This window comes from Pseudarthrobacter sp. 902506025 (assembly GCF_040702325.1).
Taxonomy (GTDB): domain Bacteria; phylum Actinomycetota; class Actinomycetes; order Actinomycetales; family Micrococcaceae; genus Arthrobacter.
Map to the genome: position 1 here is coordinate 650,743 of NZ_JBFBKW010000002.1, position 19,050 is coordinate 669,792.

The following is a 19,050-nucleotide window of genomic DNA, read 5'->3' on the forward strand; positions in this document are numbered from 1 at the left end:
TAAATCTACGGGCCATCCTATTTGTCCTTTCTCCGCGCGCCGCAAGGGAAGAGCGTAATCAGCGGGAAAATATGGGGATTGCCAAAGACATAGATGAATGTAAATATTTATGTGTGTCTATGTCCCTGAAGCTGACCCCTGTGGAAGCCGCGGCGTGCTGCCCGCCGCTGGCCCGGGAACCGTTGACCGAGCCGGAAGCGGAAGGAGTTGTCCCGCTGCTGAAGGCGCTGGCCGATCCTGTCCGGCTGCGGCTGATGTCCCTGGTTGCCTCCCATGAGGGCGGCGAGGCCTGCGTCTGCGACCTCAACGATGCCTTCGAGTTGTCCCAGCCCACCATCAGCCACCACCTGAAGATCCTGCACGAGGCGGGGCTGCTGGACCGGGAGAAGCGCGGCGTGTGGGTCTACTACCGGGCCCGGACCGAGGCGCTGCAGAACTTGGCGGCCCTGATCGGCGGGCAGGCAGCGTGAGTGTGCTGGGCCGCAAAGCTGCCGCGGAGTTGGTGGGCACCGCGTTCCTGGTCATGGCGGTGGTGGGCTCGGGCGTCATGGCCTCGCGGCTTTCACCGGACGACGCCGGGCTGCAGCTTCTGCAGAACAGCCTCGCCACGGGTGCCGTGCTGGTGGCTCTGATCGTGGCACTCCAGCCGGTCTCGGCCTCGTTCAATCCCGTGGTGACCCTGGTGGAACGGGTCCTGGGCCTGATCGATACAGGGACCACCGCGGCGTTAGTAGCCGCCCAGGTTCTGGGCGGCCTGGCCGGCACCGTGGCGGCGAACCTGATGTTCGGGCTGGACGCGGTCACGGTTTCAACTCACGTCCGCACCGGACCCGCGCTCTGGCTGGGCGAGGTCATCGCCACCGTAGGGCTGCTGGTGGTCATCTTCGGCACCGTGCGCTCCGGCCGGGCAGACCGGGTCGCCTTCGCCGTCGGCGGCTACATCACCGCAGCGTACTGGTTCACCAGCTCCACCAGCTTCGCCAACCCCGCCGTGACCATCGCCCGGACGGTCACGGACACCTTCGCCGGCATCGCGCCGTCGTCGGCCCCTGCCTTCATCCTCGCCCAACTGTTGGGCGGCGCCGCCGGGTACGTCCTGGTCCGGTTCCTTTACCCACCCCTCGCAACTCCCGCCGTCGCCACGGCTGACCGAAAGGTGCTCTCATGAGCCAGAAGCCCTCCGTCCTGTTCGTCTGCGTCCACAACGCGGGCCGGTCCCAAATGGCGGCCGCCTTCCTCACCACGCTGTCCAAGGGCGCCATCGAGGTCCGCTCCGCCGGATCGCAGCCGGCGGAGAAGGTCAACCCGGCCGCCGTCGAGGCGATGGCCGAGGTGGGCATCGACATGTCCGCGGAGATTCCCAAGGTCCTCACCACCGAGGCCGTGAAGGATTCCGACGTGGTGATCACCATGGGCTGCGGCGACGAGTGCCCCTACTTCCCGGGCAAGCGCTACGAGGACTGGGTCCTGGAGGACCCCGCCGGCAAGGGCGTCGACTCCGTGCGGCCCATCCGCGACGAGATCAAGGGCCGCGTCGAAGCCCTGATCGCCTCCCTTATCCCCGCTTCGGCCTGAAAGGTTGACGCCATGACATCCAAGGAATCCCTGCCCGTAGCCGTAATCGGCGCCGGACCCGTAGGCCTGGCCGCAGCCGCGAACCTGCTGGAACGCGGGCTGGAACCGCTCGTCTTCGAGGCCGGTCCCGCCGTCGGGGCAACCATCCGTCAATGGGGGCACGTCCGCGTGTTCTCCACCTGGAAGTACAACCTGGACCCCGCCTCGGTGCGGCTGCTGGAGCGCCACGGCTGGGAAGCTCCACGGCCCACCGCGCTGCCGTACGGCGCCCAGATTGTCTCCGAGTACCTGGAGCCGCTGGCCGCGACGCCGGAGCTCAAGGACCGGATCCGGACCGGGTCCCGGGTTGTTGCCGTCACCCGGCAGGGCATGGACAAGGGCCGCAGCCAGGGCCGGGACAGTGCCCCGTTCCTCCTGCGCATAGGGCACGACGGCGGACAGGTCACCGAGGTGCTGGCCCGCGCCGTGATTGATACGTCCGGGACCTGGAGCAGCCCGGCGCCGCTGGGTTCGTCCGGGCTTGCCGTTCCGGGTGAGGCCGAGGCGCGTGCAGCCGGGCTGGTCACAGGCCCCCTGCCGGACGTTTCCGCTGGTGGTTTTGCCGGCCGCCGCACGCTGGTCATCGGCTCCGGGCATTCGGCCGCCAACATGGTGCTGGACCTGGCCCGCGTGGCCCGCGCCAACCCCGGCACTGAAGTCCTGTGGGCCATCCGCGCCGCCACCCCGGCCCGGGCCTACGGCGGCGGCGACGCCGATCAGCTGCCCGCCCGCGGCCAGCTCGGGGCCCGGCTCCGCACCGCCGTCGAGAGCGGAGCTGTCCGGCTCCTGACCAGCTTCCACACGGCGTCCATCGACGTTCAAGGCGACGCCCTGACCGTGCACGCGGCGGACGGTCGGTCCGTGTCGGTGGACCGGGTCATTCCCGCCACGGGGTTCCGCCCGGATTTGGCCATGCTGTCCGAGTTGCGGCTGGACCTGGACCCTGCCGTCGAGGCACCCAAGGCCCTGGGCCCGCTGATCGACCCGGATTTCCACAGCTGCGGCACCGTTCCTGCCCACGGCGCCCGGATCCTTGAGCAGCCGGAAAAGGACTTCTACCTGGCGGGCATGAAGTCCTACGGCCGCGCGCCCACGTTCCTCATGGCCACAGGGTACGAGCAAGTCCGTTCCATCGCCGCCGCCCTGGCCGGGGATACTGAGGCCGCGGACGCCGTCGAACTTGAACTGCCGGAAACCGGCGTGTGCTCCACGTCCGTTCCGGATGACGCCGGGGATGCTGCCGCGGACGGCTGCTGCTCCGCCCCGATGCCCGTGCCCGTGACGATCGGGTTCGCTACCGGGCTGCAGCACGGCCGCAGCAGCGAGCCGGCGGACGTGTAGGCGTGCCTTAGGGAGCGGACGGGTCACCCCAGTTGATGCCGATGGAACGGCCGCGGGCGAAATGGGCGTTCGCGATGTCGTTGACTTCGCGGACGCTCTTCCCGGGGTGGGCCAGCCGGATCCACTCGTAGTCCCATTCCTGCATGTCCCGCACGCGGCTTATCCGTTTGTGGGCCCGCAGTTGGGCCGTCAGGTCTTCGCCGGTGGGGACCGCGCGGGGCGGGGCAACCACGGGTTGCGGCCTGGGCGGTGGTGGCACCTTCGCCGGACGGGCCGGTCCACTTGTCGAGCGGACCAGCGCCAGAGTCAGCCCAACCACACCTGCAGCGATGAGCAGGACCCACCAGTACTGGATGATCAGGGCTACGACGATGAGGACGAAGAAGGGGGCGCACCCGATAGCGCCGGCGCCCTTGCCGGCTGAGCGGCGTCGTTTGGCTGCCATGCTGGTTCCTCTTGCGGAGTGGTGGAACGTGAGGAATCCACTCTCGCACCGGGCGTGCGCCCTGTCATGAGTAGTGGCTACTCGATTTTGCGATGCCCGATTTCGTTGCGGCCCAGGGTTTCCAGTTCCCCAACTGGGTCGCATTTGTTGTCGTTTTGACGCCCCAGAACGACAACAACTGCGACCTAGTTGGGTTAGTCGGTGATGTCCGTGCTGGTGCTCAGCTCCTGCCACTCGTCCAGCTCGGCACGCTGGGCGTCCGCCACCATCCCGAACGCACCGAACGCGTCCGTGCCCAGGACCAGCAGGCCCGGCGGGTTGGGGGAATCGACGACGGCGAGGATCGCCTTGGCTGCCTTGTCCGGGTCCCCGGGCTGGTTCCCGTGGGCGGTGTCGACTTCCTTGCGGCGCTTGCCGGCCGTGTCCGCGTAGTCCCCGATCGCCGTCGCCGACTGTGTGAGCGAGCGGCCGGCGAAGTCGGTGCGGAAGCCGCCCGGCTCGATGGCGGTGACGTTGATGCCCAGCGGCTTCAGTTCGTTGCGGAGCGATCCGGACATGCCCTCCAGCGCTGCCTTAGTGGCCGCGTAGTAGCCCGAGCCGGCCGGGGTGATGCGCGCCCCGATGGAGGAGATGTTCAGGATGGACCCCGACTTGTTGGCGCGCATGCCGGGGACCACGGCCTTGATCATGTCCACTGCGCCGAAGAAGTTGGTGTCGAACAGGCGGCGGATGTCGGCGTCGTCCGCTTCCTCCACGGCCGCGCGGTAGCCGTAGCCGGCGTTGTTCACCAGCACGTCGATGCTGCCGAACTTCTCCTCCGCTGCCTTCACGGCCGCGGTGATCTGCGCCTTGTCCGTCACGTCGAGGGGGAGGGACAGTGCGGTGTCGGGGAAGCCGGCAATGATGTCCTGGATGGCCTCGACGTTCCGGGCGGTGACGACGGCGTTGTGCCCGGAAGCGAGCACGGTTTCGGCCAGTGCCCGGCCAAGTCCGGTGGAGCAGCCTGTGATGAGCCACGTTGCCATGGGTTTTCCTTTCATAGGGGAGTGGGTAGTAAGGCGGGAAGCGGCACTTAAGGCCGGTGCCGCCGTCGTGCCTGTGCGGTCAGTTCGTGGGTGCCGTAACTGTTGTCGTCAGGGTTGACCGTGACGCCGGGGGCCACCAGCTGGTCGATGCGGTCCAGCACCTCGGGGGCCAGTTTGGTGTCCGCGGCCGGGAGGTAAGACTCCAGCTGCTCCATGGTGCGCGGACCCACGATCGCGGACGTGACGCCCGGGTGGTTGATCACGAACGCGATGGCCAGCTCGATCATCGTCACGCCTGCCCACTCGGCCACCTGGGCGAGTTCCTCCACGATGTCCAGCTTGCGCTGGTTGGCGGGCTGGCTCATGTCGAACCGGGCGCTGGGCCGGCGGGACGAGGTGGGCCGGGACGGGGAGTCCTTCCGCCACCGGCCGGAGAGCCAGCCGCCGGCCAGGGGGCTGTAGGTGAGCGTGCCCATCCCGTGCCGCTCCACCGTGGGGAGGACGTCCTCCTCAATGCCGCGGGCCAGGATGGAGTACGGCGGCTGCTCCGTGACGAACCGCTCCAGGTTGCGCTCGCGGGACGCCCACTGCGCCTCCACGATCTGGGAGCCGGAGTAGGACGAGGAGCCGATGTAGCGGACCTTGCCCTGCCGGACCAGGTCGGTGAGGGCGCCCAGCGTCTCCTCTACGTCGGTGTCCGGGCTGGGCCGGTGGACTTGGTAGAGGTCGATGTGGTCGGTGTTGAGCCGGCGCAGTGAGTTCTCCACCTCCCGCATGATCCAGCGCCGCGAGCCGCCGCGCTGGTTGGGGTCCTTTTCGTCCATGGGCATGAAGAACTTGGTGGCCAGGAAGACGTCGTCGCGCTTTCCCGCAATCGCTTCGCCGACGATCTCCTCCGAAGCGCCGCCGGAGTAGACGTCTGCGGTGTCGATGAAGTTGATGCCGGCGTCCAGGGCGCGGTGGATGATGCGGGTGGCGTCGGCGCGGTCGTCGTTGCCCCAGGGGCCGAACATCATGGCGCCGAGGCACAGGGGGCTGACCTGCACACCGGTGCGGCCGAGCGGGCGGTATTCCATTGTTGCTTCTCCTTTAGGCTTCCGGGATGACCATGGCGAACCGCTCCGGGCGGGCCACGTCAGGGTCCGGTCCGCTGCGGACGCCGGTGTCCAGGGCGTCGATGGTCTGGAGCTCCGCCGGGGACAGCTCAAAGCCGAACACGTCGAAGTTCTCCGCGATGCGGGCCGGGTTGGTGGATTTGGGGATGGCGGAGCGGCCCTGCTGCAGGTGCCAGCGGAGCATCACCTGCGCGGGCGTCTTGCCGTGGGCCTTCGCGACGGCGGCAATCGCCGGGTCCCGCATGACGTTCTTCCGGTTCTCGCCCCACCCCGGATAAAAGGTGATGCCGCCGATGGGCGACCACGCCTGGGTCAGGATGCCGTGCTCCGCGTCCGCTGACTCGACCTCCCGCTGCTGGAAGTAGGGGTGCAGCTCGATCTGGTTCACGGCCGGGACCACGTCGGTTTCCACGAGGAGCTGCTGCAGGTGGTGCGGCATGAAGTTGCTGACGCCGATGGCCCGCACGCGCCCGTCCTTGAGCAGGGTTTCCAGGGCCTTGTACGCGGCGATGGTCTTCTCGAATCGGTCCGGCGCGGGCTGGTGCAGGATGAGCAGATCCAGCTGTTCCACGCCCAGCTTGCCCACCGCCTTGTCCCAGGCGTGCAGTGCCTCGTCGTAGCCGTAATCGCTGACCCACACCTTCGTTTCGATGAAGACCTCTTCGCGCGGCAGGCCGGCCCGGCGGATCCCTTCGCCCACCTCGCGTTCGTTGCCGTACGCGGCGGCGGTGTCGATGTGCCGGTAGCCCACCTCGAGCGCTGTCTGGACGGCCGCCGTCGTCTCTTCCGGGGGACTTTGGAAAACGCCCAGGCCGAGTGCGGGCATGGTGACGCCGTTGTTGAGTTTCAGTTCCATGCCTCCACGCTATTTCGGCGCGCGGGTTTGTGGGAGGGCTTGCCAGTCCCTCCTTCGCTGCCTGCCCGGGGCGTAGCGTGGGGGCATGACCAACAGCGAGGACGTGCGGAAATTCCTGACCTCCCGCCGCGCCCGGCTCACCCCGGAGGAGGCGGGCCTGCCGGCGTACGGCGGCAACCGGCGCGTGGCGGGGCTCCGGCGGGAGGAGGTGGCCATGCTTGCGGGCCTCAGCATCGACTACTACATCCGGCTGGAGCGGGGGAACCTTTCGGGCGCGTCGGACAGCGTCCTGGAGGCCTTGGGGCGGGCGCTGCAGTTGGACGACGCCGAGACGGCCCACCTTTTCGACCTGGCCCGTGCGGCCACCGCAGCCCCGCGGGTGCGGCGCAAGCGGAGCCCCCTGACCGTGCGCCCCAGCGTGCAGCGGGTCATCGACGCGATCACGACGGCGCCCGTCTGGGTCCGCAATGACCGCGGCGATGTGCTGGCCTCCAACGAGCTGGGCCGGGCCCTGTACCTGGAGATGATGGCGGATCCGGTCGCCCCGCCCAACAGTGCACGGTTTACGTTCCTGAATCCGAAGGCGCGGGAGTTCTTCCGGGACTGGGAGCGCAGCGCGGACGACATCGTGGCCGTCCTGCGGTCCACCGCCGGGAAGAACCCGTACGACAAGGACCTGTCCGACCTGATCGGCGAGCTCTCAACGCGCAGCGAAGAGTTCCGCGTCCGCTGGGCCCGGCACGACGTGAAGTACCACCGCACCGGCCGGAAACGGCTGCACCACCCGATCGTCGGGGATCTGGACCTGACCTACGAGGCCCTGGAGCTTCCCGCCGATCCCGGGCTGCGGATCAACGTGTACACGGCGGAGCCGGGCTCGCCCTCCGAGGACGCACTGAAAGTCCTGTCCAGCTGGGCGGCGACGCAGCAAAACGCCGGGGTGCCACCCCAGGAGAAGGCCAGCGAGCGGAATTCCTGAATGCCTGGGCGGGAAGGCGCGGCCGAATCAGTCCTCCGCCCGCAACCACGCCATTGCCTCGTCCATGGACGTGAAGAACCGGGTGGGGTGCACTGGTTTGTGCCGCCCGGTATAGAAGTCGGCGATGGTCTGGTCCACGGGGGAGGTGCCCACCACAGCCGCGCGCGTCAGGGGCCAGGTGCCGGCGAAAGCTTTCAGTGCGCCCTGGTCAATCCACGCCACGCCCGTCATCTCGACCAGCAGCGGCAGGGTGCGGCCTGCGCTGAGGACTTTGGCGCGCTTCATCAGCGCCTCCGCGTCGCGCTCGGTGACCACGTCCCCGTGCCCCCACTTGAGGTGCAGCAGTTTCCCGGAGAGCTCGATGGTGCCGGTGACGTCATCCATGCCTTCTACTTTGCTGGTGCTTCACGGCCCACGGCAATACGGGGCGGCAACGCACGCCGGCCCTTCAGGTGCCGCTCCACCGCAGCCATTGCCCGCGTGGCCACCGCCCAGTAGAGGATCCCGCACACCACCGACGCCAGCACGGCAATCCCCTTGGCAAGCGGCTCCGCAACGTCCAGGGACTCGAACAGCGGGTACACCAGCCAGTGGGTGACGTAAATGTACAGCGACGCGCTGGCCAGCAGTGCCGTGGTCCGGTGCAGCCCGCGGGGCACCCGGAGGGCCGGCAGCCAGAGCAGAAGCAGGCAGCCCGCCAGGATGGTGGCGCTCCGGTACGGATTGTCGAACGAGGCCGGAACGGTCAGGAAGGCGAACGCAGTCACGGCTGATCTCTGCCGGACGGTGCGGGAGGCGGCGGCTGCCCAGCCAAGGCCAAACAGCCACAGGACCGGCCCCTGGCCCGGGTAGCGGCTGTCCACCAGGCCGAAGAGCAGCGGCATGTCCACAACCACCAGGGCCACGCCACACGCCCACGGCCATCGCCGCACCACGCGGTCAACCGCCGGGACCGCGAGCAGGAAAGCCAGCCCGATCAGGATGTGGACCAGGATTTCCACAAACCAGAAGCGGGAGTAGTCGCTCCACCCCGGAGGCCCCAGAAGCGTATTGAGCAGGAACACGTTGTGCCACGCATACTTGTCCGTCACGGCGAACGCGAGCCCGATCACCGCCACGCTGGGCACCACAATCCGCGCGATGCTCCGCAGGTGCCGCCGGAACCGTTCCGTGCGGCTGCCGGAGAGCTGGAAGCGCGCAAAGTTGTAGCCGGCCACAGCCATGAGCACGTGCGCGGTGCCTTGCCAGTGGAAGAACCCGATGTGCGTTGAGACGATGGCAACGATCGCCACCGCCCGCAGCACGATCCCGGTTTCCATGGGCGCGAACAGCCGCCGCGTTCTATTGGTTCCGGCGCGGCCCTCGGGAGGCGCAACGGCCTGACGCATCCGGTGCCGCGCGGACGACAGTTCGCAGACCGGCATCAGGTGCCAGCCTTCGGGGAGGTACCCGAGGGCATCCTCCAGCCGGATGGACGCCGCCACGTAGGACAGGGAATCGCCGCCCAGGGACACAAACGTGTCCGTGGCGGCCACGCTGCCCACCTCAAGCACCTCGGCGAAGATGCGCCCCACGTCCATGGAGCCCGCGTCCGGGACCGTCGGGCCGCCGTCGTCGTCCCCTCCGCCTTCACCGGCCGCTGCCCCTGCGCCGGCGAGTGCGGCGACGGCAGGATAGTCCGGTTTGCCGTTGCCCAGGCGCGGGATGGCCTCCACGGGGTGAAGTTCGACGGCGGCGCGCGGCAGGCCGAGGTCCTGCGCCAGGGTTTTGGCAAGGAGGCCCAGGTCGTGGTCGCCTTCGACGGCGGCCACCACCGCATCGTCGGACCCTGCGGCGGCCGCGGTCACGCCGAGGTCCGCCAACTGCCGCTCCACCTGCCCCAGGTCCACCCGGAGTCCCACGATCTTCACGAAGCGGCTCCGCCGGCCCACGATCTCGTAGAGGCCGTCCGCGCCGCGCCGGGCGAGGTCCCCGGTGTGGAGCTCGTCAACAACGCGGCCCAGGCTGAGGTCCTGCGACCGTTCGGCGTACCCCAGCATGACGTTCGGGCCGCTGTAGACGAGTTCGCAGGCGTCCAGCCCGGGAACAGGCTCCAGCCGGAAGGAGCCGCCCGGCACCGGCACGCCGATGGCGTTCGGATGCTCCAAGGCCTGGTCCGGCGGCAGGTAGGCCATGCGCGCGGTAGCCTCCGTCTGCCCGTACATCACGTACAGGTCCCACCCCTGCTGCCGGCCCAGCTCCGCGTAGGAACGCACCCGCTCCGGGTCCAGCCGTCCGCCGGCCTGGGTGATGTAGCGCAGGCTGGGCACGTCCATGTCCGCGAAGCCCACGCGGTCCAGGAGGTCGAAAGTGTAAGGCACCGCGGCGAAGGATGTGACGCTCTCCGCCCGGACCAGGTCCCAGAAACAGGGGTCCACCACGGAGAGATCGGTCAGGGCCAGTGATGCTCCCGCCAGGAGGTGGCTGTTCACCACGCTCATCCCGTAGCAGTAGGAGAGGGGGAGCGTGGTGGCGGCCCTGTCAGTGGGGCGCAACTGCAGGTATTCCGCGATCGCGGCGGCATTGGCCTGGATGCCGTCGGCGGACAGGCGGACCAGCTTCGGTGAACCGGTGGACCCGGAGGTGCTGAGCAGCAGCGCGAGTTCAGGGTGCAGATCGTGGAGCGTTTCGTCCCGGCGCACGTCCAGTAGTGCCTGCCCGTTCCCCGTGTGGACCACGATGTCCGGATCATAGGCATCCGTGAGCGCTTCCGCGGCTGCGGGGTTGGTGGGCAGGACCAGCAGGGGATTTCCGGAGGACAGCGCGGCCAGGTAGGCAACCAGGGCCGGGAGCGTGTTGTCGGCCTGCAACGCGACAAGCCGCCGGCCGTACCCGAAGGATGCGGCCACTTCCTCCACACGGCGGCCCAGTTCCCGGTAGCTCAGCGACTCGCTGCCGGTGCGGACGGCAACGCGGTCCCCGAACCTGGCCAGATTGGCCGCGAAGGGGACTCCGGCGAGCTTTGTCTCTAACGTCACCGGAGCACTGTAGAAGGTGAGGCTAACCTAACTCAAATGGACGTAATGGAAGGCGGCTAACGAGGTAGGAGGCGAAAGGTACGACGCCGGCGCGCACCAACGCGGCCTGCCCGCCTTGTGCAGGCAAGCAGGCCGCGGTCCAACGTCAGGTGCTAAGGCTCCGCGTGGGCGTCCGGGGCGACCGGCTTGCGCGTGGGATCCACGGCGCCGCCCTTGCCGTAATCGCCTTCCGGGTACCGGCCGGTTTCGGAAGCCGCGGTCCGGCCGGGCACCGGGCCGGCCTGGCCGTAGTCGGCCTTGACGTAGCGTCCGGCTCCCACGGTCCTGTCGCCCAGGGGTTCGGGCAGTCCGCCTTCGCTGCCCGCGGGACCGTAGTCCCCTTCGATGTACTGGCCCTCGTCGTCTTCAGCATGGCGGCCGCGCTGGGCACCGGCTTTGCCAAAGTTGCCTTCGACGTACCGTCCGCGCAGGTCACGTTCCTCAGGTGCCTCATCCGGGACCGGGGTTTTGTCGATGCTGCCGTTGTCGTTCATGATCTTGCCTTTCGAACGAACTCCACGTCTCCAGGGTGCGGTCCTGAGCCTATGGGGGCTGCCGTTTCTTCAGACTGTTGCCTAGGGACACTTTCGGCGTAGCATAAAAGTACCCGGATTGTCAATCCGTCCGGATGAAGCCAAGGACAAAGCCAAAATCGCAAAGAAGGTACGCGCGATGAGTGATATCAGTCCGCTACGAAATGCCGTCCGCAATGGCAGCGGACTCAAACAACTGGGTGGAACCTGGGGCGAGCTCCTTGCCGAGTTCCTGGGCACCTTTGTGCTGATTGCGTTCGGCGACGGCGTGGTGGCCATGGCGGTCGCCGCGCTGCCCGGATCCGGCCGCGCCGCCACCTCAACCACCATCTTCATGGCCGCGGGCGACTGGCTGCTCATTGCCTGGGGATGGGCCCTGGCCGTGGCGCTGGCCGTCTACGTGGCCGGCGGCGTCAGCGGCGCCCACATCAACCCGGCCGTGACCATTGCGTTCGCCGTCCGCCGGAAGTTCCCCTGGCGGAAGGTGGGGCCGTACATCGCGGCCCAGGTGGTGGGCGCCTTCGCCGGGGCTGCGTTGGTCTACCTGCTCTACTACAACGCCATCGACGCCTACAACAAGGCCGTCGGCACCGGCCGCGCCGACGCGAAGGGGCTGGCCAGCTACTCCATCTTCGCCACGTTCCCGGCACCGTACTTCAACGGCAACCCCACGGGCCCGCTGATTGACCAAATTGTGGGCACGGCGTTCCTGGTCATCTTCGTCGTGGCCATCATCGATATGCGCAACACCGCCGTCCAGGCGAACCTGGGCCCGTTCATGATCGGGCTCGCGGTCGCCGCCATCGGCATTTCCCTCGGCGCCAACGCCGGCTACGCCATCAACCCTGCCCGCGACTTCGGGCCGCGGCTCTTCGCATGGCTGGCCGGATGGGGCCAAACGGCGCTGCCTGGCACAGTGGACGAGGCCTTCAGCTGGTACTTCTGGGTTCCCATCGTGGGCCCGGTGGTGGGCGGTGTGATCGGCGTGCTGATCTACGACTGGTTCATCGGCGACGTCCTCGACGCCCGGGCACGGCTGCAGGAATCCACACCTCCGGGCCGCGCCGGCGGAGAAACACCTCCGGCCACTGAGGCTGTGGCCGTGCCGAAGACGCATACCGTGCCGAAGAGGCGGGCGGCTTAGGTACAGGCGTCAGGCGCGGGCACCCCGGCAGGAAAGTGCGACGGCGGCCCGCGCCTTTCGCACGCCGGGTGATGGGGGATTGCCGGGGTAGGGGCCAGAAGTGATGGCGCGTTCCAGGGAAAGGGGCAGGAGGCGATGGGGCGTCTCAGGAAAAGGGGCAGGAGGTGATGGGGCGTCTCAGGGAAAGGGGCAGGAGGTGATGGCGCGTCGCTGGCAGCTTTCGAGAGCGCGCCCTCCCAACCCGATTAGGGGCCCCGCTACATTGACATTCATTTTCAAGCTGAGGATCCTCATTTTTACGTAGATCAGGTACTTCAACCCGGCTGAGGTGTCCCGTGGGCGGTGGTGGCTGTGGACATGTGGAATTGGACCTGCTCCGGTGTTGGCAACTGCGCCGCGACGGAGAAATTGTCCATGTTGCCGTCCGCCAGCAGCGCCTGATCGCCGCGCTTGCCATCCGCGGTCCCAGGGTGCGGAACTACGTTGCCGGGCTCCTCTGGCCGGACTGCCCAGAGCCCCGGGCCCTGGAGAGCCTCAGGGTCAGCGTGCACCTGGCCACGCGCCAGATCCCCGGGATGCTGGTGAAGGACGGACCGGTGCTGGCCCTGGACCCGTCGGTACAGGTGGATCTGTACCGGGTACGGGCCCTGCTTCAGGACAGTCCGGCAGGAAGCGGGGCAGCCACCAGGGCCCTGCTGGACCTGCGGGACGCCGAGCTGCTGCCCGGCTGGTACGAGGACTGGGTGCTGTTCGAGCAAAGCCGGCTGCACCAGGACCGGCTGCGCGCCCTGACGCTCCTGGCACGTTCACTGCTGCGGGCGGGGGACTGCGGCGGCGCTGCGGAAGCGGCGGGCGCTGCTTTGGAAATCGAACCCCTTTACGAGAGCGCCGTGCGGGCCCTGGTCACCGCGGAACTGGAAATGGGGAACCCTGTTTCCGCTCTGCATGCCTACGGGAACTACACGACGGCCCTGCGCAGGGACCTGGGCGTCCTGCCATCGGAAGCGCTCACCAAACTCATCGACGCCGTGCAGCCGGGGTATCCACCCGCGCGGTTTTCACCCGTCCTGGGCAGCCAGCCACTGACGCACGGCGTGGAGGACTTCCTCCCGGTCCACGGTGGAGAGGCTGCCGTGCTGCCCGGACCCCTCGCTGTAGGTGACACGCGCGCGGAAGCCGTGTTCGCCGTCGGGCTCGGTCCACGTGCGGATCACCAAGGTGCCGCCGCTGGCGGGGACCCCGGGCCCGTCAGGGACGCTGTGGTCGGTCATGGTGTTATCTGACTCCTCATCCGTTGACCCTGATCATGCGTGAAAAACCATCAGCAACCCGCGGTTTTTCCTGAAAGATTGGCGCAAGATCCTCTGGCGCCGCGGCAGTAGCAGTGGCAGTAACGGGGCTGTAACGCCGGGCATGGTCAGCTTCGTTGCGCAGGCGAAGTGCCGGCAGCGGATCTGCGAGGGGCTCTATGCCGTGGGTAATGGACCTCAGTGGCCGGCAGGCCTGGGCCAGTGAGGCCATCGAAACCCTCCGTGCCGCACACGTCCCCCTCCAGCTGGCGGATGCTCCAGAAACTGCCGCCACCGCAGGCATCATCTTTGCCGCGGCGCAGTCGCAGGACCTGGTCTCGGCCCTGGGGATGGCGGAATACGGCAGGTGCAGGGTGCTGGTGTTCGGGCCGCCGGACGGAAGGCTGAAACCCTGGCCGGTGCTTGAGGCGGGTGCGGCGGAATGCATGGCCTGGCACGGCCAGGTGGAGCCGGTGGCGGCGTGGCTGCAGCGGATCGAGGACGTGGAAACGGTGATCGACTCTGTTGCCGTCCGGGACAAGCTGGCGGGGCAAAGCCCGGCGCTGCGGTCCGCGCTCCGGGACCTGGTGGTGGCCGCGAAGTTCGGGAACGCACCGATCCTGATACAGGGGGAGACGGGGACCGGCAAGGAGCTGGCGGCCCGGGTGGCCCACGCGGTCAGCAGCCAGCGGGGCAACCTGGTGGTGGTGGACTGCACCACCATCGTCCCCACGCTGATGGGCAGCGAATTGTTCGGCCACGAACGCGGTGCCTTCACGGGCGCGGTGAGCGTGCGGACCGGCGCCTGCTCCGGTGCCGACCAGGGCTCCCTGTTCCTCGACGAGGTAGGCGAACTCCCCCTGGAACTCCAGCCCGAGCTGCTCCGCGTGGTCCAGGAGGGCACCTACAAACGCGTGGGCGGCGACAGGTGGCTGCACAGCAAGTTCCGGCTGATCTGCGCCACCAACCGCGACCTCGCCCGTGAAGTGTCCGCCGGTAGTTTCCGCACCGACCTCTACCACCGCATAGCGGCCTCGGTGGTCACCATGCCGCCGCTGCGGGACCGGCTGGAGGACATCCTCTGCCTCTTCGCCCGCTTTTGCCGCGAGGCCACCGGCGCCCGGACCGACCCGGACGTGGATCCGGCGGTCCAGGATGTCCTGCTCCGCCGCAGCTACCCGGGCAACCTGCGCGACCTCCGGCAGCTGGCCTTCCGCATCGCGGCGCGGCACGTCGGCCCGGGGGCCATTACCCCGGGCGACCTTCCCCGCGAGGACAGGCCGCAGGCAGGGCACCTGGGAGCGGATCAGGGCCAGAACGCGTACGACGGCGGCCCGGCCGGCGCCGTCGATCCGCTCGCCGTCGATCCGCTCGCCAGGGCGGTGGCCTGGGCAGTTGACGCCGGCCTTGGGCTGCGGGACATCAAGGAACGTGCGGCGGAGGCGGCCGTGGCTGTGGCGGTTGAGCGGAGCGGCGGGAACGTCCATTCGGCCGCCACCATGCTGGGGCTCACGGACCGTGCCGTCCAGCAGCGGCAGGCCCGCAGGACGGACACCGGCGGTGCCTAGCTCCGGCTAGGCCCCGCGGTCCAGCTCCTCCGCCACCTCGTGCCAGTACCCGTCGCCGGTCTCCTCGGCGAGTTCCCGGAACAGGTCCCCAAGCTCCCGCCAGAGCACGTCCGGCCCCTTCCGTCCGGGGAGCCGGCCCCGGTAGTTGGCACGTTTATAGATCCTGCCGAACTGCTGGCGGACCAGGTCCTCCACGGCGAGCCCGAACATGTCCGGCTGCTTGTCCGGTGACGGAAACGGAATGAATTTTGCCAGCTGGACGGGCGGCAGTTCGCGGCGGGACTTCACCAGGTCCTTCGTGGCCGGCAGCCGGTCATCCCTGCTGGTCCTGGCCACCAGCCGGTCCCCGGCGATTTCGTGGGCGAAGATGCGCACCTGGCTGGGCGATGGCCCGGGCGGCCAGGGCCGGTAGGTAATCAACCACACGGATTCCCGCCGGGGCTCGTTGCCCGCCATCCATGCGGGCCGTGCCGTCCTGCTGCCAGGCCCCGCCCGGCGGGCGGCCTCGCTCTGCCGGAGGTAGGCGCGCAGCTGGTTGAGGCCGCCCCTGATCGCCGGCCCGTTGTCCGGTTTTATCTCGGCCATCCCCGGCGCCCTGATCGGCTCCGGACCCGCGGCCGGCACATTTACAGCCATGCCTTCTTCCTCCTGTCCTGTCCTGCATCGGTGCAGCAGCGCCCGCTCCGGGCCGGTCCCGTCAGCCTCAGGACGTTGCCGCCCAGGATGAGGTCGCGGTCAGCCGGCGGCAGGTCCAGCGCGAATATTTTGGCGAGCTCGGGCGCGGGGTGCAGGTACGGCCCGTCGCTGCCGAACAGCACCTTCCGCGATCCGGCCCGGGCCACGGCCTCCTCCAGCAGGTCGAAGTACCGCACTCCTGAGCTGTCCGTGAAGATGTTGGGCAGCTGGACCAGCGCATCGGTCAGCCGTTTCTGGGCGCGCCAGTCGTCGTTGAAGGACGACAAATGTGGAACTATCCAGGCAACCCCCGGATGCCGCCCGGCCAGGTGGCGGACCAGCTGAACGTCCCCGCCGGGGTCAAAAAGCACCGGCATCTGATGGCGTTCCGCGGCCAGCGCTACCTCATCCGTTGCGGGTCCGTCGGACCAGTGCACCTTGATCCCGCAGGCGCCGCGTGCGTGGGCGGCCGCCACCATGGCGCCCACCCGCCCGCGGTCGGCCACGGGATTGACGAACACATACCAAAGCCACCCGCCAGGCTCCCTCAGGGCAAGCTGCGCCACGGCCCGGTTGGCGGCCGCGTAGGTGCCACCCGGCGCGGCCATCAGCACACCACGGAAAATTCCGACGGCGGCAGCCCGCTTCCGCCACAGTGCAAAGGAAGCGGCGGGGCCGGCCGGGCCCAGCGGTACGCCGGCGGTCCCCACATGGACGTGCGAATCCACGATCATCAGGCCGCCCGCCTGTCCCGCGTCACCGCGGCCAGTCCCCGCACCAGCCGGTCCAGGTCGGCCTGGCTGTGGTCGGCGCGCACCACGGCGGACAGCACGGCGCCGGGCCGGCAGCGGGGCAGCTGCACCAGCGCCTGCACGCCCCGGGCTGCGAGCTCGGTCCGCCATCTACGTGCCAGCGGCAGGGAGCCCACCCGGGTTCCGACAATGGGGAAGGGGAGCCCCATCGGCGGAAGGCCAAGGTCAGCGAACGCCGTCCGCAGCCAGAGGGTCAGCCGCCACAGCCGCCGCCGCAGCCGGGGGAGCCCGCTGCTGCGGAGGGCCCCGATCCCGGCCGCAAGGTCCGCCGCCGACGGCGGGCTGCTGTGCATCCGGTTCCCGCCGTTACGGGCCACCATGCCCATCGTGGTGCTCTCACCCGTGATCACCGTGACGGGCGTGCCGTAGGCCTTGGCCAGCGAACCGAGCCACAGCAGCCGATCGTGGGACAGGCCCAGCCAGCGTGCCGTGCCGGTACCGTCACCGAAGCCGCCGGGACCGGACCTCCGGCCCAGGATGCCGAAGGCCAGGGAGTCGTCAACGATCACTTGGCCGCCGGTCCTCGCCGCGATGGCCTGCAGCTGGGCCAGGGGTGCAGGCCGCCCGCACCCCTGGCACCAGCCATCGGTCACCACCCAGGTTTTGGCGGAAGGTGCCGGTCCGTTGGAAGGCACGACGGCGGGCGGCCGGAAGTGCGGGTACGTTACTACCCGCACGCCCCGGGGGAGCGAGGCCCGGCACGCCCACTGGGACAGTGGGTACGCGTCCTCGTCCACCAGGAGCACATCCCCGGGCCGGGGGAGTGACTGCAGTACATCCATCATTCCGTGCAGCGCCGACCTGGCCACCAGGCCGCCGTCGGCATGCTGCTGCGCGGCAACCATGGAGGCCAGCTCCGCGGCCGCCGGCAGTTCCCGCAGCGCGGCAGGCACTCCGGTGGTGAACTCCGCCCACGGGGTGAGCCCGGTGCTGGGGTGGTGCTGGCCCAGGAACAGTGCGGACGTGAAATCCGTTCCGCCCGGTGACCCGGCCATCTCCTGTACCTAGCCCTTTCCTGACCTGGCCATGTCCTAGTACCGGACCAGCTTCCGGGCCAGCCGGCGCTGCAGCAGCGCGGACGGCATGGTGGTGTCCACGCGTTCGCTGAGGTCCACCCCGGTGACGGCCCGGTAGGCGTGGATGTAGCGCTGGACGGACGGCTTCCATTTGAGGGCCCAGTTCTTGGCGTCGTCGCTGGTCATGCCGGACTCGTTCCACCGGCCATGCCGCACGGACAGCAGCAGCTGCTCTCCGTGGACGGCCAGGTCGTAGAAGTGGGTCACGCTGGCGTCGGACCATTCCTGCATCAGCTTCATGGTGTCCACCCGGCCCATCCACTCTTCCTGGTAGGGGACCATGGTGCGGCCGCCCAGGAACTCGCGCATTTCGGGCTGGGCCAGCATCCACTGCACGTCCAGGGTCTCAATCCGGGCGGACAGCGAGACGTCGGCGAACTGGTTGTTCGCGCCGGCGGCCAGGACCAGGTGCAGTTCCTGCAGGTTGCTCAGGAGCGGGAACGCGTCCGCGTCCACGGTCTTGTCGCTGAACTCCTTGTAGTAACGGTGGCAGGCATTGAGCAGGCTGTGGAACGCGTCCAGGAACTGGGTCCGCCGCTCCACCAGCATTTCCGCCGGGGGAATCGCGCGGCCGATCAGCTGCAGGCCGTACTGGTACTCGTACTCTGCGGCGCGGCGGCGCAGCGAGAGCCTGTCCTTCTCGGCCTCGGCCAGTCCCCACAGGAGCCCGCGCAGCGGCAGCAGCGGGCTGACTGCCAGCCGCGAGAGCGGGTCCCCGTCCGGCTGTGACCGCCGGTTCTGGAAGCGGGCCAGGATCCTGTTCAGGGACTGGAAGAGCATGCCTTCCTCCAGCCAGTACACGTAAATCAGCTCGACGAACGGCACCTGTTCCAGCGGGTACTGGCCGTACGGGATGCCGTCCGGGAAGGGCCGGGCGAGGTCGTTGTCCTGGTCGCTGACGTAGGACAGGGGGATGGCCCGGGCGCTGTGGTTGGCGGGCCCCCATCCGGACCCTTTCTTGCGGAGCGGATCGAACTTGTTCCCCAGGGCGCCCTTGGAGATGAATTCCACGGACAGCGCGTGCAGGTTCTGGTAGGTGAGGCCGCCGAAGGGCGGGAGCGAGCCGAACGTCTTTGCCTTGGTCTTCGCGAAGGCAGCGAAGTTGGTGTAGGTCAGGTTCCCGGCCACCCCGGAGATGAAGTCCCACAGCTGGGCGTGTCCGCTGTTGGGGGCAGCGTTGGGCTCCAGGGCCACCTTGATGACCGGTTCGGAGTCCGGTGCCTGGACGTCGATCCGGTCAATGATGGTCCAGTTCCCCACGATGCCGCGCATGTTGGGGCGGAACCGCACCCGGTATTCCAGCGGGTCGGGGAGCCGTACCTTCAGCTCCAGCGCTTTGCCCCGGCTCATGGTCTTGGTGAAAATGCCGCCCTTGTTCCCGCCGATGGGGATGCTCCTGCCCCGTTCGTCCAGGACCTGGAAGTTGTAGTCGCCCAGGGGGTCCGAGCTTTCCAGCTGGAAACGGATTCCCACATCCTGTCCGGCATACACCGGTGCAACCGGCCGTCGATTGAAATCCATG

Annotated in this window: 19 protein-coding genes; 8 read left to right on the plus strand and 11 right to left on the minus strand. The window is 68.7% G+C overall.

Annotated elements, in window-relative coordinates:
* Positions 1-119: 119 nt before the first annotated feature.
* From AB0280_RS06900 to AB0280_RS06915, 4 genes are read left to right on the plus strand one after another with little or no spacing between them, the layout of a single operon-like run.
* A complete protein-coding gene (locus AB0280_RS06900; protein ID WP_159635807.1) occupies positions 120-470 on the plus strand; it encodes an ArsR/SmtB family transcription factor in 351 nt (116 codons plus the stop codon).
* A complete protein-coding gene (locus AB0280_RS06905; RefSeq protein ID WP_366366553.1) occupies positions 467-1,168 on the plus strand; it encodes an aquaporin in 702 nt (233 codons plus the stop codon). The genes AB0280_RS06900 and AB0280_RS06905 overlap by 4 nt, the downstream gene beginning before the upstream one ends.
* Positions 1,165-1,575, plus strand: a complete 411-nt coding sequence (locus tag AB0280_RS06910) for an arsenate reductase ArsC (protein WP_159633187.1) — start codon at positions 1,165-1,167, stop codon at positions 1,573-1,575. Before AB0280_RS06905 ends, AB0280_RS06910 begins: the two co-directional genes overlap by 4 nt.
* A 12-nt stretch (positions 1,576-1,587) precedes the next feature.
* Positions 1,588-2,955 (plus strand): FAD-dependent oxidoreductase, encoded by a 1,368-nt coding sequence (locus AB0280_RS06915; protein ID WP_366366555.1) that lies wholly within the window; start codon positions 1,588-1,590, stop codon positions 2,953-2,955.
* Between the two features lie 7 nt (positions 2,956-2,962).
* Here the strand turns inward: AB0280_RS06915 and AB0280_RS06920 are convergent, their stop codons facing one another.
* The 4 genes from AB0280_RS06920 to AB0280_RS06935 all read right to left on the minus strand — a co-directional run bounded on the left by AB0280_RS06920 (position 2,963) and on the right by AB0280_RS06935 (position 6,396).
* A complete protein-coding gene (locus AB0280_RS06920) occupies positions 2,963-3,400 on the minus strand; it encodes a hypothetical protein (RefSeq protein ID WP_366366556.1) in 438 nt (145 codons plus the stop codon).
* 194 nt (positions 3,401-3,594) lie between these two features.
* On the minus strand, positions 3,595-4,425 hold the full coding sequence (locus AB0280_RS06925) for an oxidoreductase (protein WP_366366558.1): 831 nt from the start codon (positions 4,423-4,425) through the stop codon (positions 3,595-3,597).
* Positions 4,426-4,472: 47 nt separating this feature from the next.
* Complete coding sequence (locus AB0280_RS06930; protein ID WP_366366559.1) at positions 4,473-5,501, minus strand: aldo/keto reductase; 1,029 nt, start codon at positions 5,499-5,501, stop codon at positions 4,473-4,475.
* A gap of 13 nt (positions 5,502-5,514) precedes the next feature.
* Positions 5,515-6,396 (minus strand): aldo/keto reductase, encoded by an 882-nt coding sequence (locus tag AB0280_RS06935; RefSeq protein WP_366366560.1) that lies wholly within the window; start codon positions 6,394-6,396, stop codon positions 5,515-5,517.
* A gap of 85 nt (positions 6,397-6,481) precedes the next feature.
* On the opposite strand from AB0280_RS06935, the gene AB0280_RS06940 reads away from it, so the two are divergent.
* Positions 6,482-7,375 (plus strand): helix-turn-helix transcriptional regulator, encoded by an 894-nt coding sequence (locus AB0280_RS06940; protein ID WP_366366561.1) that lies wholly within the window; start codon positions 6,482-6,484, stop codon positions 7,373-7,375.
* A gap of 27 nt (positions 7,376-7,402) precedes the next feature.
* Here the strand turns inward: AB0280_RS06940 and AB0280_RS06945 are convergent, their stop codons facing one another.
* The 3 genes from AB0280_RS06945 to AB0280_RS06955 form a co-directional block, all read right to left on the minus strand.
* Entirely contained in the window at positions 7,403-7,759 is a 357-nt protein-coding gene (locus AB0280_RS06945) for an STAS/SEC14 domain-containing protein (RefSeq protein ID WP_366366563.1), read from the minus strand.
* Positions 7,760-7,764: 5 nt separating this feature from the next.
* On the minus strand, positions 7,765-10,392 hold the full coding sequence (locus tag AB0280_RS06950; RefSeq protein ID WP_366366564.1) for an AMP-binding protein: 2,628 nt from the start codon (positions 10,390-10,392) through the stop codon (positions 7,765-7,767).
* Between the two features lie 152 nt (positions 10,393-10,544).
* Positions 10,545-10,925 carry a hypothetical protein gene (locus AB0280_RS06955; RefSeq protein WP_275179845.1) on the minus strand — a complete coding sequence of 127 codons (381 nt, stop codon included), beginning with the start codon at positions 10,923-10,925 and terminating at the stop codon, positions 10,545-10,547.
* A 178-nt stretch (positions 10,926-11,103) separates the two neighbouring features.
* On the opposite strand from AB0280_RS06955, the gene AB0280_RS06960 reads away from it, so the two are divergent.
* The 3 genes from AB0280_RS06960 (at position 11,104) to AB0280_RS06970 (ending at position 14,965) form a co-directional block, all read left to right on the plus strand.
* A complete protein-coding gene (locus tag AB0280_RS06960; RefSeq protein ID WP_366366566.1) occupies positions 11,104-12,108 on the plus strand; it encodes an MIP/aquaporin family protein in 1,005 nt (334 codons plus the stop codon).
* Between the two features lie 359 nt (positions 12,109-12,467).
* Complete coding sequence (locus AB0280_RS06965; protein WP_366366567.1) at positions 12,468-13,391, plus strand: AfsR/SARP family transcriptional regulator; 924 nt, start codon at positions 12,468-12,470, stop codon at positions 13,389-13,391.
* 185 nt (positions 13,392-13,576) lie between these two features.
* Positions 13,577-14,965, plus strand: a complete 1,389-nt coding sequence (locus tag AB0280_RS06970) for a sigma-54-dependent transcriptional regulator (protein WP_324642893.1) — start codon at positions 13,577-13,579, stop codon at positions 14,963-14,965.
* 6 nt (positions 14,966-14,971) lie between these two features.
* Here the strand turns inward: AB0280_RS06970 and AB0280_RS06975 are convergent, their stop codons facing one another.
* The 4 genes from AB0280_RS06975 to AB0280_RS06990 are packed head-to-tail and all read right to left on the minus strand — an operon-like array spanning position 14,972 to position 19,049.
* Entirely contained in the window at positions 14,972-15,601 is a 630-nt protein-coding gene (locus tag AB0280_RS06975) for a hypothetical protein (RefSeq protein WP_275179841.1), read from the minus strand.
* Entirely contained in the window at positions 15,592-16,374 is a 783-nt protein-coding gene (locus AB0280_RS06980; protein WP_366366570.1) for an amidohydrolase family protein, read from the minus strand. The genes AB0280_RS06975 and AB0280_RS06980 overlap by 10 nt, the downstream gene beginning before the upstream one ends.
* Positions 16,374-17,447, minus strand: a complete 1,074-nt coding sequence (locus AB0280_RS06985) for a hypothetical protein (RefSeq protein WP_366366572.1) — start codon at positions 17,445-17,447, stop codon at positions 16,374-16,376. Before AB0280_RS06985 ends, AB0280_RS06980 begins: the two co-directional genes overlap by 1 nt.
* 36 nt (positions 17,448-17,483) lie before the next feature.
* Positions 17,484-19,049, minus strand: coding sequence for a hypothetical protein (locus tag AB0280_RS06990; RefSeq protein WP_366366573.1), 1,566 nt, complete (start codon positions 19,047-19,049; stop codon positions 17,484-17,486).
* Between the last annotated feature and the right edge of the window lies 1 nt (position 19,050).